General features: G+C 66.8%; 12 protein-coding genes. 4 read left to right on the top strand and 8 right to left on the bottom strand.

All coding sequences use genetic code 11. The annotated features are described in order from the left end of the window. Nucleotides 1–185: 185 nt before the first annotated feature. From AB0M74_RS32570 to AB0M74_RS32535, 8 genes are all read right to left on the bottom strand, one after another. Nucleotides 186–962, bottom strand: coding sequence for a VOC family protein (locus AB0M74_RS32570; protein ID WP_366530146.1), 777 nt, complete (start codon nucleotides 960–962; stop codon nucleotides 186–188). Between the two features lie 69 nt (nucleotides 963–1,031). After that, nucleotides 1,032–1,709 (bottom strand): GntR family transcriptional regulator, encoded by a 678-nt coding sequence (locus AB0M74_RS32565; protein WP_366530145.1) that lies wholly within the window; start codon nucleotides 1,707–1,709, stop codon nucleotides 1,032–1,034. A gap of 364 nt (nucleotides 1,710–2,073) precedes the next feature. Beyond that, nucleotides 2,074–3,138 carry a proline racemase family protein gene (locus tag AB0M74_RS32560; RefSeq protein ID WP_366530144.1) on the bottom strand — a complete coding sequence of 355 codons (1,065 nt, stop codon included), beginning with the start codon at nucleotides 3,136–3,138 and terminating at the stop codon, nucleotides 2,074–2,076. After that, the gene (locus AB0M74_RS32555; protein WP_328412083.1) at nucleotides 3,128–3,850 is read right to left on the bottom strand and encodes an ABC transporter ATP-binding protein; all 723 of its coding nucleotides are present in this window, start codon (nucleotides 3,848–3,850) and stop codon (nucleotides 3,128–3,130) included. The genes AB0M74_RS32560 and AB0M74_RS32555 overlap by 11 nt, the downstream gene beginning before the upstream one ends. Nucleotides 3,851–3,852: 2 nt before the next feature. After that, nucleotides 3,853–4,680 (bottom strand): ABC transporter ATP-binding protein, encoded by an 828-nt coding sequence (locus AB0M74_RS32550; RefSeq protein ID WP_366530143.1) that lies wholly within the window; start codon nucleotides 4,678–4,680, stop codon nucleotides 3,853–3,855. Between the two features lie 65 nt (nucleotides 4,681–4,745). Next, a complete protein-coding gene (locus AB0M74_RS32545; protein WP_366530142.1) occupies nucleotides 4,746–5,870 on the bottom strand; it encodes a branched-chain amino acid ABC transporter permease in 1,125 nt (374 codons plus the stop codon). Beyond that, nucleotides 5,870–6,781, bottom strand: a complete 912-nt coding sequence (locus AB0M74_RS32540) for a branched-chain amino acid ABC transporter permease (protein WP_366530141.1) — start codon at nucleotides 6,779–6,781, stop codon at nucleotides 5,870–5,872. Before AB0M74_RS32540 ends, AB0M74_RS32545 begins: the two co-directional genes overlap by 1 nt. A gap of 54 nt (nucleotides 6,782–6,835) precedes the next feature. Further along, on the bottom strand, nucleotides 6,836–7,990 hold the full coding sequence (locus tag AB0M74_RS32535; protein WP_366530140.1) for a branched-chain amino acid ABC transporter substrate-binding protein: 1,155 nt from the start codon (nucleotides 7,988–7,990) through the stop codon (nucleotides 6,836–6,838). Nucleotides 7,991–8,239: 249 nt separating this feature from the next. Between AB0M74_RS32535 and AB0M74_RS32530 the strand changes: the two genes are divergently transcribed. From AB0M74_RS32530 to AB0M74_RS32515, 4 genes are all read left to right on the top strand, one after another. Continuing rightward, a complete protein-coding gene (locus tag AB0M74_RS32530) occupies nucleotides 8,240–9,148 on the top strand; it encodes a dihydrodipicolinate synthase family protein (protein ID WP_366530139.1) in 909 nt (302 codons plus the stop codon). A 112-nt stretch (nucleotides 9,149–9,260) separates the two neighbouring features. Then, nucleotides 9,261–10,280 (top strand): ornithine cyclodeaminase family protein, encoded by a 1,020-nt coding sequence (locus AB0M74_RS32525; protein ID WP_366530138.1) that lies wholly within the window; start codon nucleotides 9,261–9,263, stop codon nucleotides 10,278–10,280. Between the two features lie 33 nt (nucleotides 10,281–10,313). Further along, the gene (locus AB0M74_RS32520) at nucleotides 10,314–11,756 is read left to right on the top strand and encodes an aldehyde dehydrogenase (NADP(+)) (protein ID WP_366530137.1); all 1,443 of its coding nucleotides are present in this window, start codon (nucleotides 10,314–10,316) and stop codon (nucleotides 11,754–11,756) included. Nucleotides 11,757–11,789: 33 nt separating this feature from the next. Then, a complete protein-coding gene (locus tag AB0M74_RS32515) occupies nucleotides 11,790–12,809 on the top strand; it encodes a proline racemase family protein (protein ID WP_366530136.1) in 1,020 nt (339 codons plus the stop codon). The last annotated feature ends 6 nt before the right edge of the window (nucleotides 12,810–12,815 follow it).

Genomic DNA, 12,815 nt, shown 5'->3' with positions numbered 1-12,815 from the left:
ACTCCTCGGGATAGGCCTTGGGCATATCGATGATCCTTCCACTGCAAGGAAATCCTCACAGGTCAGGAGTCAACCGAACCGGGGGCAGTCCCCCTGGACCCGAACTCACCGTTGAACCACACAACCGAGCCACGAGACCGCCAACAAGCGATCCAGACGTGCGGAACCGATCACCAAACGCGTCTTCAGGAACGGCAAGGTGACTTTCTGGTTCCAGGTCGATGTCGACACAAAGCCGGACGGCAGCCGAGACCGGGAGCCGTTCGCTGGTCCGGTTCGCCCTGATGGAAAAAGATCGCCGCGCCGAGCGCCGCATCGGCAGGCACGAAAGGATCACCAGAGTCAGTTATCCCGAGGTGGAATCCATTGTTTTGCAAGAGCTCTCGGGTTGCTTCGATATCGCGGACGGCGACGGCGCATGCGACGAGCGAGGGTAGGGCGGGTGCGCGTTCCCCTGGAAGCCGTTCGGCGAGAACAGAGTCGGGTACCAACACCAGTCGAGCATCGTCCAAATCGAAGACTTGCGTGGCTCCCTCGGCGTGTGCTGGGTAGCCAAGGTAGCTCTCGTATCTGGCACGGACGGCGGCGAGATCGGCCGCGGCTGCGCACACGACAACCTCGACAAGGTCGAACGCTCCGTTGGGATGCTCGAGTCGGCGCGTGTTCTGGAATCGCGGGTCGATGTTCGCGACGACTCCGACCCGGCCCTCCGCGACCGCACCGCGCGGGGCGTCCGGATCGGCACTGTCGATTTCGAGATAGCGGACCGTTTCGATCAGGGTCTCGCCGCCGGTCCGCACTGGCCGCTGGACGGAATTCACGGCGCCGTGTCCGATGCCCGCCGCGCTGCGGCGGGCGGCGGCTGCGTCGATGTCGGGCGAGGCGAACATCAGGATGTGGAGGCCGTCGTAGCGGTCGAGGCATGCGGCGATGGTGGCGCTGCTGGCGGTGATCCGCTCCACCAGTTGCCACCTCCACTCGATATTCGAGCGAATACGATCGACGCGGGCAGACCGTCCGTCGAGTCCGATCTATTCAGCCCAGATGCCTCGGACGTGACCGATGTGGCGGCGGATCAACTGTTCGGCCGATTCCGCAGCTCCCTGTTCGATGAGATTCAGGATTTCCACGTGCTCGTGGGCGGAATGAATGAGCTCACCGCGTTCGGCGAGTGGGCGGACGCCATAGAGGCGGGAGCGGGAGCGCAGCGACCGCACCGTTTCGACCAACTCGTTGTTGCCCGCGAGGCTGAGGAGGCGGCAGTGGAATTCGGTGTCGATGGAGATGTAGGTGATGAAATCGTGTTCGGTCGCGGCCTTTTCGATGCTGAGGGCCAGGGTGCGCAGTTCGGCGAGCTGCTGGGGATCGATACCGGCGTCGGCGACCTTGCGTATGGTCGGGACCTCGATGAGCAGGCGGACCTCGACGAGGTTGTCCAGCTCCTGTTCGGATGGCTCGCGAATGCGAAAGCCCTTGTTGCGCACGGTTTCGACCAAGCCCTCCTTGGCCAGGTCGATCATTGCTTCGCGGACCGGAGTCGCGGACACTCCGAACTGTTCGGCCAGTCCGGGGGCCGAGTACACCACGTCGGGGCGCAACTCGCCGGTGATGATCGCCCCGCGCAACTTCTCGATGATCTCGTCGCGCATGCTCTTCCGGGGAAGGAACGACGTCAGTGTCGAGACCGGCGTATTGGTGGCGGACATCATTGCCTTCTTGTTGCAGGTGGGCGGAAGCGACGACCGCGGGATCGGCCCGTGTGATCTGGGTCAGTTGCTATCGTACAAGCGAGACGGTCGGTGACATATCACATGTTATGTGCGCCGTCGGGGACGGGCCAAATCGCCGGGCGGGCGGCGTAGCGATCTGGTCCGCCGCAAGTCACGGATGTCAGGATTCCAGGTCGTTCAGTTCCGAATGCCGGTAGCTGAAGCCCACATACACCACGAGGCCCAGCCACAGCCATAGCAGCAACCGAACCCAGGTGCCCCCGGTGCGAGGCGGCTGATCAACCAGACGGAAACGCAGTCTCTTCAACATTCCCACCGGAAACACTCATCGGTCTGTGGATCCTCACCTGAGGATGAAGCCGGGAACCAGCGAGTCGCGCGGGTCCACGACAAAGCGGCTGTCTCCCAACCTGTGCGCCGTGCCGACGACCTCAGGCACGAGCGCATCGTGACCGTCGGCCTGGACCCGCGCCACGGCCCGAGCACGGAATCTGCTGCCGACGATAGAGTCGTGCACCAGGACCTCACCATCGGCGAGACGTCCCTGGCTGGTCAGATGCGCGACCCTGGCCGCGGTGCCGGACCCGCACGGGGACCGATCGACCTCGCCGTCGGAGAACACGACGACGTTGCGCTGGTGCAGCGCACCCTCGGCACTGAGTCCCTCGAACTCCTGGGAGGCGGTCGCGTCGTCGGGGTCGACGTCCTCGGTGAACATCGTTGCGTAGACGCCGGACAGACGCGGGTCGCTCGGGTGCTCCGCCGCGCGGGCGGCGTTGAGACCATCCCGGATCTGGCGACCGGTCCGAATCAGGTCGGGCAGGTCGGCGGGGCGAACAGCCAGGCCGAGGTCCGCGGCGGACACCACGGCGTACATCGCACCGCCGAAGACGATGTCGCACGTGACGCGGCCACGGTCGGTCTCGACGTCGACACCGGTGGAGTGCACCCAGCTCGGGACGTTGACGAACGAGACGTGGATGATCTCGCCCGCCTCGAAGGCAACGCGGGCGGTGACCCGCCCGGAGGGTACGTCGATCCGTACGTCGCGAGTGCCCCGCTCGAGTCGCGGCACGAGGCCGGACTCGACGGCCCACACACCCAGCGCGATGGTGCCGTGGCCGCACGCGGTGGAGAAGCCGTCCTTGTGCCAGAAGAGCACCCCGAGATCGGCGCCGTCGTCGTCGGGCTCGGTGACGAAGCCGCCATACATGTCCGCGTGGCCGCGTGGCTCGCTGCACAGGAGCGCGCGGGCATACTGCACCTCCGGGCTCGCGATCCCACGGACCCGCTTGTCCGCCACGGTGGCGCCCTCGAGCCGGACCGCTCCGTGGGCGACGATCCGGAACGGCTCACCGCCGGTGTGGTAGTCCACCGTCTCGAAGCTGAACGACATCTCAGGCGCCAAGGTAGGCCTCCACTACTCGGGGATTGGTCCGCAGCTCCTCCGAGGACCCCTCGAGGCTGGTCACGCCCGCCTCGAGTACGTAGCCGCGGGTGGCCACGGTGAGCGCGGACCGGGCGTTCTGCTCGATGAGGAGTACGGCGGTGCCGCGCTCGTTGATGGTTCGCACGACCTGCATGATCTGGGCGACCATGAGGGGGGCCAGGCCCATGGACGGCTCGTCGAGCATGAGCAGGCGCGGCGCAGCGATCATCGCGCGCCCCATCGCCAGCATCTGCTGCTCGCCCCCGGACAGGGTGCCGCCGTGCTGGTTGCGGCGGTCGCGCAGCCGCGGTAGAAGCTCGTATACCTCCTGGATGCGCTCCTCGATCGCCTTGCTGTCACGGACGGTGTATCCACCGATGAGCAGGTTCTCGTGGACGCTGAGCCGAGGGAAGATCCGTCGGCCTTCGGGCACGTGGACGATGCCCATCTCGACGAGCTCCCAGGGCTTGGCTGCTGTGATCTCCTTGCCGAACGCCCTGATCCGTCCCGACGTCGCACGCACCAGACCGGAGATCGTGGAGACGGTGGTCGACTTGCCGGCGCCGTTATTGCCGAGCAGCGACACCGTCTCGCCTTCACCGACCGTCAGCGACAGACCGCGCAGCGCCTCGACCCGTCCATAGTTGACCACGAGGTCCTCGACCTCGAGGACAGGGGTAACTGTGCTCACGACTAGCCCTTCTCGCTCGGTGCCGCGGTGTGATCGCTGAAAAACTCCTCGTCGGTGGCAGCGGCCACCGCTTCGGCCTCGGTGTGGACTTCGGCGTCGTCGGTGCCCAAGTAAGCCTCGACGACCCTGGGGTCGGTGCGGATCTGGTGGGGTGTGCCGTCCGCGATCTCCTTGCCGTAGTTGAGGACGACGATGCGTTCGGAGACCTCCATGACCAGGCCCATGTCGTGCTCGATGAGCACGACCGCGGTCCCGAGGTCGCTGATGCGGCGCAGTAGGGCGAGGAGCTCCTCCTTCTCGTTGTGGTTCAGGCCGGCCGCGGGCTCGTCGAGCAGGAGCATCTTCGGTTCACGGGCCAGGGCCCGGGCAATCTCGACGCGGCGCTGCTCGCCGTACGGCAGGTTGCGCACTTCGTGGACCCGGCTCCCGCGCGCTCCGACGAAGTCGAGCCAGCGGTGCGCCTCGTCGGTCGCGGTTTGCTCGCTGCGGTGGTACCGGGGGGTGTGCAGGACGGCGTCGAAGGCGTTTTGCCGGATCCGCACATGCATCCCCGCGCGCACGTTGTCCAGGACGCTGAGGTCGCCGAACAGGCGCAGGTTCTGGAACGTGCGGGCGACCCCGCGCGCGGCGATGACCGCGGGACGTTTGCCCGTGATGTCGCTGCCGTCGAAGGTGACGTGCCCGGCCGACGGCTTGTAGAAGCCGGTAATGCAGTTGAAGGCGCTGGTCTTGCCGGCACCGTTCGGGCCGATGACAGAGAGGACCTCCCCTTCGTGCACGTCGAAGGTCAGGCCGTTGACGGCCGTGACTCCGCCGAAGGCCACTGTCATGTCACGGACTTGGAGCAGCCCTGTGGCCGATGAGCCGTTCCTTGCCACCTCGCCGTATGTCACGGTCACGGTGCGACCTCCTTTGCCGCTGTGCGGGCTCGTCGCTTCTCGATCCGCGACGGCTTCTCGTCGCCCCGGTGCGGCCAAATGCCCTGGGGGCGGAACAGCATCACGATGATGAGGAGGACGCCGAAGACGAGATAGCGCCAGTTCTCCGCTCCACGTAGCAGTTCGGGGAGCAGGGAGATGACGAGCGCGCCGACGACGACGCCGGGTGTTGAGCCCATCCCGCCCAGGACCACCGCCATGAGAATGAGCGCCGACCAGAGGAAGTTGAAGCTAGTTGGCGAGATCGCCGTCTGGTGCACCGCGAAGAGCACACCGGCGATCCCGCCGAAGATCGCTCCGGTGATGTACGCCGCGAACTTCACCCGGTAGGTGTGGATGCCCATCGCCTCCGCGGCGTCCTCGTCCTCGCGCACGAACCGCCAGGCCCGGCCCAGCCGCCCCTTGCCGAGCCGCGCGGAAGCCAACACCGCTGCTGCAACGACAGCGACGATGATCCAGTACGTCGTGATGTCGGAACGCAGGCCGAAGTCGCCGAAGTCCGGGATACCGAAGATCCCGTTCGGACCACCCGTGACATCGAGGTTGTTCGCGGTGATCCGGATGATCTCGCCGAATCCGAGGGTGACGATGGCGAGGTAGTCACTGCGCAGTCGCAAGGTCGGGCCGCCGATCACCACCCCGCCGATGACGGCTGCGATCACGACGACTGGGATCGTGAGCGGAATGGGCCACCCCAGCGACGTTGTGAGGATGCCGGAGGTGTAGGCGCCGATCGCGAAGAAGGCGGCGAAGCCCAGGTCGAGCAGACCGCAGTAGCCCACGACGATATTCAGGCCGACCGCGAGCATCACGAAGATGAGCGCGTCTGTTGCGATCCGGATGCTGTAGGACGAGGAATTGACGAACGGCAGCGCAATGGCAAGGGCCATCACGATCCAGCCGAACAGCGGGTGGCTGATCGCGCGGCTTACCGGCGTAGCACGGCCAGCTGCCTCTGCGGGCGCGAGGCCGGAGCCGATGTGACCGATCGTGGAGCGGCCAGCCCCGTCGACGGCGTGCACGAAGCCGGAGGGGGCATCGAAGGCCCCGTCTCGGGCCGGGATCGAGGAATCGTTGCTCATCAGACCCGCTCCGTCATTCTCTCGCCGAGTAGACCGGTGGGTCGGACGGTCAGGAACAGGATCAGGAAGCCGAAGGCGAAGACGTCTCGCCACTCACTGCCGAGCGCGGCGGTTCCGAAGGACTCGAGCAGCCCGAGAACGACAGCGCCGAGAACCGCACCCCGCAGGTTGCCGATGCCGCCGATCACAGCCGCGGTGAACGCCTTGAGGCCGATGGTGAAGCCCATGAGGAAGTCCACCTTTCCGTAATACGCGCCAGCCATGACTCCGGCCGCACCGGCCAGCGCCGAGCCGATGAAAAAGGTGCGTGAGATGACGCGGTCGACGTTGATGCCCATCAGCAGGCAGGCTTTCGGATCCTGCGAGATCGCACGCATCGCGCGACCCGCCCGGGTCCTGTTGACGAGCTGGTCGAGGGCGATCATGAGGCCGACGGCGATCACCATCATGGCGAGCTGGGCGTAGGTGACCCGGGCGCCCAGCACGGAGATGGCACCGTTGCCGAAGCCGACTGGATAGACACGCGGGTTCGGGCCGAACCCGACGGCGATGCCGTACTCGAGCGCGAAGCTGGCGCCGACCGCAGTGATCAGCACCGACAATCGCGGTGCTCCGCGCAGCGGTCGGTAGGCGACCCGCTCGAGGACGAGCCCCACGGTGCCGGTGACCACCATTGCCACCACCATGATCAGGACGAGTACGACGATCGAGGCGCCCCCGCCCAGCGAGCCGGCTGCCGCGGTCAGCAGCGCATATCCTCCGAAGGCACCGAGCATGTAGATGTCACCGTGCGCGAAGTTCAGCAGTTTGATGATGCCGTAGACCATCGAGTAGCCGAGCGCGACAAGAGCGTAGAACGAGCCGATGAACAGGCCGTTCAGGATCAGTTGGATGAGGTATTGCAGGTCCATGGCACTCCTAAATGCCGGGAGCCGGCGGGGCCATTGGCGCCCACGAGCCGAGGGTCACTTGTTGAGCGCGAAGGTGTTGCCCTGGACCACGAGGATGCCGAAGCCGCCCTCGCTGAGGGTGTGCTCCGGGGTGAACTCGAGCTTGCCACTGAAGATCGGGAATCCGTCGATCTTCTCCAGCGCGGCGATGATGTCGCTGCCCTTGGTCGAGTTGGCGTTCTTGATCGCCTCGGCCGCCACGCGCACGGCGTCGTACGACTGTGTCGAGTAGGGCCCGGGGTCGGCATTGAAGGCGGCCTTGTAGTCGGCGATCCACTTCTCGCCACCAGCAATCGTTTGCGGCGTCTGCGTCATGGTCGCCAACACGCCCTGGGCGTTTGCGGCACCGGCGATGGAGATCATCTGCTCGTCGACGGATCCGTCCGCGACCATGATCTTGCCGGTGTAACCCGCCGCGCGAAGCTGCTTGATGAGTAGCCCGCCCTCTTGGTAGTAGCCGGTCCAGTACACGAAGTCCGGCTTCGCGTTGAGGATCGAGGTCACCGCAGCGGAGTAGTCCGACTCGCCAGCGGTCACCGACTCGTGGTCCACGACCTTGACCGAACCTACTGCGCCGAGTTTGTCCCCGGTGCGGGTGCTGATGTCCTTGGAGTACGACGTGTTGTCGTCTGCCAGCGCGACGGCCTTGGCGCCGGAGGACTTGATGAAATCGACCGCCGCTTGGGCCTGCTGGGCACCGGTGCCGTTGAGCAGGAAGACATTCGACAGCTTGCTCTTGACCAGGTCGTTGGAGTTCGCGGCCGGGATGATCATCGGGACGTCGGCCTTGTTGAAGATCGAGAGCGTCGGTAGGGTCGCCGACGAGCAGTAGCCGCCGACCGACACGGTCACGCCCTCCGTGACGAGCTTGGCGGCCGCCGACGCTGCTGTCCTCGGGTCACACGCATCGTCCTCGGCGACGAGCTCGAGCTTGCGGCCGAGCACACCACCGGAGTCGTTGATCTCGTCGATCGCGAGCTGCGCGCCGTTCTTCATGTACGGCCCGATCGCGGCGCTGCTGCCACTCAGCGGCGCTGCCATGCCCAGCCGGATGTCGCCCTTTCCGCCGTCACCTCCGCCGCCCGCGGCCAGACCGCCCCCGCCACAGGCAGACAGGGTCAAGGTCAGAGCGACTGCCGCCGTGGCGCCGATCAGCGTCTTACGAATCATGTGTATCTCCACTCCTGGTCAACGCCTCAGGCGTCAGATCCGCGCTAAGCCACTGCGGTGTGACTCTGCCGGAACCGAGGCCTAGCGTAGAGACCGAATTCAGCTAGTGCAATAGCACATTGCATAAAGTTCTCGCGGGAGGCAGACTGAAGCCGGCGACCCTGAGGCCAACCGACCAAGCCTCTTGCGAATCGCAGTGCAATATCACATTCTATTCGTGCGAAACCTTGATCCAGGAGACTTCACAACATGACCATCTCGAAAGAGAACCCCTGGCGCGGCCTATACACCGCGACCGCACTCCCGTTCAACGACGACCTCAGCGTCGACTACGACGGCTACGCCAGGCACGTCGCATGGCTGGCCGCCAACAGCACCGACGGCGTGTGCCCGTCCGGCTCGCTGGGCGAGTACCAGACGCTGACCCCCGAAGAGCGCGCCCGCGTGGTCGAGGTGGCGGTGCAGGCCTCACCCGAAGGGTTCGGCGTGATGCCCGGCGTGGCGGCGTATGGATCGAAGGAGACCGTCCGCTGGATCGAGCAGGCGGCCGAGGTCGGTGCCCAGTCGGTGCTGATGCTTCCGCCGAACATCTACCGTGCGGACCGTCAGTCGGTGCTCGACCACTATCGCGAGGCCGCCAAGGTCGGGCTTCCGATCGTGGCGTACAACAACCCTTACGACACCAAGGTCGACCTGACCCCGGACCTGCTGGCCGAACTCCACTCGGAGGGTCTGATCAAGGCGGTCAAGGAGTTCTCCGGCGACGTTCGGCGCGTATACGAGATCCGGGAGCTGGCGCCGGATCTGGACATCCTCATCGGCTCCGACGACGTCGTGGTCGAATTCGGCCTGGCCGGCGCGGTTGGCTGGATCGCGGGCTACCCCAACGCGATTCCCGAGGCCACGGCCAAGCTGTACCAGCTGGCAACCTCCGGCAACGTCGAGGACCTGAAGGTGGCCATGCCCCTCTACCGCGACCTGCACTCCCTGCTGCGGTGGGACTCGAAGACCGAGTTCGTCCAGGCGATCAAGCTGTCGATGGACATCGCCGGCCGCAAGGGCGGTCAGTGCCGCCCGCCGCGCAGCCCATTGACCGCCGAGCAGGCCGAGGTAATACGCCGCGACACCGAGGCCGCTCTGGCCAAGGGATACCGCTGATCGTCAGCTGGGCGTGTCTGTCGATCTCATGCCATGGAGTAGCCGACCGGCATTGAGAGACACGCCCTCGGCGAGCAGCCCGGGATCACAGTCGAACGATCCCGTGTTGCTGATGAGGGGCGAGAGCCTCGGAGAGGAAGAGATCATGGTGGCACCCGCCCACCTCAGTGCAGTTGCCATCGCGGACCTCGTCGACGGACCCAGTGCGGTCCGTGTCCTCACCGAGGCTCTCGTGTCAGGGCGCGTCGATCCCGAACAGGACACCCCGAGGCTCTTTGCTCCCGCCGGGCCGGGCGCCGAGTTCCTGATGATGCCCAGCGCTACGGGCGGCGCGTCGGGGGTCAAGGTCCTCACCCTCGCGCCGGGCAACCCCGAGGACGGACACCCGAACGTCCAAGGCGTCTACGTCTTGTTCGAAACCGAGCACCACGCGCCACTGGCGGTTCTCGACGCTGCGGAGCTGACACTGGTCCGCACCCCGGCCACCACGGTGATGGCCGCGCAACACCTCATCGCCGCCCACCGCGGCGTCGACCCTGAATCCGCGGTTCGCGCACAGCGGGTGGTGGTCTTCGGCACCGGCCCGCAGGCTGAGCGCCACATCGCGTACCTCAACGCCGTCCTGCACCCCGACGACATCGCCGTGGTGGGACGCCGCCCTGAGGGGGTAGACCCGCTCGTCGCACGGTCGGCCGCTCTCGGCGCTCCTGTCCGACCCGCCGACGCCGCGCGGGACCTGTCGCGGGCGGACCTCATCGTCTGTGCCACGTCCTCCCGCACTCCCCTCTTCGACGCCGGCGACGTACCCGCCGATGCCGTCGTCTGCGCGATCGGCGTACACGGCCCCGACAAGCGCGAACTCCCCGCAGAGCTGGTGCTCAACGCCGACGTCGTGGTGGAGAGCCGCGCCGCGGCGATGCGTGAGTCGGGCAACCTGCTCCTTGCCCGACCGGCGACCGAGTGGGTCGCGGACGCCGAGCGAGGACGCCGGCCGGCCAACCTGGCCGAACTGGTGACCGGCCGCTTCACCCCGTCGCCCGGTCGCCCGGCGGTCTTCTCCGGAGTGGGCATGGCCTGGGAGGACCTGGTCGTGGCGCAGCACGCCTACGACCGCTACCGGCAACGCGCGTGACGCACCAAAATCTCTGTCCACGTTGGAGGAAAGATGTATGACACCAGCACCGACCGCATCGACCAAATCGTCCTAGGCGCGCAACGGGCCGCGACGCAGTGGTTCAGCCGAACCCGCACCGAGCGCGCCGCAGTGCTGCGGGCCGTTGCGGACCGGCTCGATGGTGCCGCCGACATGCTGGTCCCGCTGGCCATCCGGGAGACGCACCTCACCGAGCAACGGCTCCGCGGCGAGCTGGCGCGTACGACGTTCCAGCTGAGGCTGTTTGCCGAGACGGTGAACGAGGGCGGCTACCTGGACGCGCGCGTGGACCACGCGGACCCGAACTGGCCGATGGGGTCGCGTCCGGACCTGCGGCGTACCCGCGTCCCCTACGGCCCGGTGGTGGTATTCGCCGCCTCCAACTTCCCCTTCGCGTTCTCCGTGGCCGGCGGCGACACCGCCTCTGCCCTCGCTGCCGGATGCTCCGTGATCGTGAAGGCACATCCAGGCCATGTCGAGCTCTCCGCCGCGACGGCGCAGGTGCTGACCGAGGCGTTCAACGAGCTCGGCGCAGCGAGCGGGCTCCTGCAGATCGTCTACGGCCAAGAGGCCGGGGTACTCGTGCTGACGCACCCGCAGGTGAGGGCTGCGGCGTTCACCGGCTCCATCCCTGGCGGGCGAGCGCTGTTCGACCTGGCATCCTCGCGCCCGGAGCCGATCCCGTTCTACGGCGAGCTCGGGTCGGTGAACCCGGTGTTCGTCACTGCCTCCGCGGATGCCGAGCGCGGCGTGGACATCGCCGCCGGGCTGGTCGGGTCCTTCACGCTGAGCGCGGGCCAGTTCTGCACCAAGCCGGGCGTAGTCCTCGCACCCGGCGACTCCCACTTGTTGGCATCGTTGCGCGCCGGCGCGCTGCCGTCGGCCGCGCCGCTGCTCAACGACAAGATCACGGCCGGCTACCTGAGTGGGCAGCAGCAGCTGCGCCGACATCCCGCTGTCACCGTGGTCGCCGAGGGGGAGGATCCGCTCAACGACCCGCCTGCTCCGACGGTCCTGTCCACCTCGGTGCAGGACCTGTTGGCCGACCCGGAAGCGCTGCTGGCCGAGTGTTTCGGCCCGACCGTCCTGATCGTCGAGTACGCCGACGAGCAGCAGCTGGTCGAGGTCGCCGAGCAGCTGGAGGGACAGCTCACCGCGACCCTGGTGGCGAACGAGGACGACCGGATCGTCGGGCAATTGACGACCATCCTGGCCTCGAAGGCCGGCCGACTGCTGTGGAACGAGTGGCCCACGGGCGTCTCGGTGACCTACGCCCAGCAGCACGGAGGCCCTTACCCGGCAACCACCGCCGCCGGGACCACCTCGGTCGGCACCGCCGCCATCGATCGGTTCACCAGGCCGGTGGCGTATCAAGGATTCCCGGACTTCCTGCTTCCGAGCGAGCTGCGCGACGACGCCGACGTGCCGCGCAGAGTTGACGGAAAGCTGACTTGATCCGCACAGCCGGAGCATCCGAGAAAGGGCAACATGAGGACAACACACATAATTCACGCTGTCGACTCACACACCGAGGGCATGCCCACGCGCGTCATCACCGGCGGCGTCGGAGTCTTCCCGGGCGCCACGATGGCGCAGCGCCGCCAATGGTTCATCGACTACAACGACGAACTGCGCACGCTGTTGATGTTCGAGCCGCGCGGCCACGCCTCCATGTCCGGATCGATCCTCCAGCCCCCTACCCGGCCTGATGCCGACTACGGCGTGCTCTTCATCGAGGTCTCGGGGCTCCTTCCGATGTGTGGCCACGGCACCATCGGTACGGCGACGGTGCTGGTCGAGACCGGGATGGTCCCCGTCGTCGAGCCGGTGACCACGATCCGCCTCGACACCCCGGCCGGTCTCGTCGTCGCCGAGGTCGCCGTACGAGACGGGCACGCGGAGTCGGTCACTATCACGAACGTGCCGTCGTTCAGCCTCGCTCTGGACCAGGTCGTCAAGGTCGAGGGGTACGGCGACGTCCGCTACGACATCGCGTTCGGGGGCAACTTCTACGCGATCGTCGACCTCGACGACCTCGAGCTGCCGTTCGACAGGGCAGCGAAGCAGCGGCTGATCGACGCAGGGCTGGCCATCATGGACGCGATCAACGAGCAGGCCAGGCCCGTGCACCCTGAGCGCTCGGACATCAACGGGTGCCACCACGTGTACCTCAAGGCGCCGGGTGCCACCGCCCAGCACTCCCGGCATGCCATGGCGATCTACCCCGGTTGGTTCGACCGGTCGCCCTGCGGCACCGGCACCAGTGCCCGGATGGCACAGCTGCACGCGCGAGGCGAGCTCGACCTCCACACCGACTTCGTCAACGAGTCGTTCATCGGGTCCACGTTCGTCGGCCGGCTCGTCGAGGAGGTCGAGCTTGCGGGCACCGAGGACGGCGAAACGATCCGTGCCGTCGTACCCACCATCACCGGACGGGCATGGGTCACCGGCACCGCGCAGTACATGCTCGATCCCACCGACCCATTCCCTGCAGGGTTCCTCCTGTGACCGCAT

Source organism: Nocardia sp. NPDC051463 (assembly GCF_040681975.1).
Classification (GTDB): Bacteria; Actinomycetota; Actinomycetes; order Mycobacteriales; family Mycobacteriaceae; genus Nocardia.
This window is presented reverse-complemented; position numbering and strand designations above follow the sequence as displayed.

What these genes read in the sequence shown, in the direction of transcription:
- AB0M74_RS32565 (WP_366530145.1), bottom strand. Translation starts at nt 1,709, where the DNA reads ATGATGTCCGCCACCAATACGCCGGTCTCGACACTGACGTCGTTCCTT.
- AB0M74_RS32550 (WP_366530143.1), bottom strand. Translation starts at nt 4,680, where the DNA reads ATGACAGTGGCCTTCGGCGGAGTCACGGCCGTCAACGGCCTGACCTTC.
- AB0M74_RS32545 (WP_366530142.1), bottom strand. Translation starts at nt 5,870, where the DNA reads ATGAGCAACGATTCCTCGATCCCGGCCCGAGACGGGGCCTTCGATGCC.
- AB0M74_RS32540 (WP_366530141.1), bottom strand. Translation starts at nt 6,781, where the DNA reads ATGGACCTGCAATACCTCATCCAACTGATCCTGAACGGCCTGTTCATC.
- AB0M74_RS32535 (WP_366530140.1), bottom strand. Translation starts at nt 7,990, where the DNA reads ATGATTCGTAAGACGCTGATCGGCGCCACGGCGGCAGTCGCTCTGACC.
- AB0M74_RS32530 (WP_366530139.1), top strand. Translation starts at nt 8,240, where the DNA reads ATGACCATCTCGAAAGAGAACCCCTGGCGCGGCCTATACACCGCGACC.
- AB0M74_RS32525 (WP_366530138.1), top strand. Translation starts at nt 9,261, where the DNA reads ATGAGGGGCGAGAGCCTCGGAGAGGAAGAGATCATGGTGGCACCCGCC.
- AB0M74_RS32520 (WP_366530137.1), top strand. Translation starts at nt 10,314, where the DNA reads ATGTATGACACCAGCACCGACCGCATCGACCAAATCGTCCTAGGCGCG.
- AB0M74_RS32515 (WP_366530136.1), top strand. Translation starts at nt 11,790, where the DNA reads ATGAGGACAACACACATAATTCACGCTGTCGACTCACACACCGAGGGC.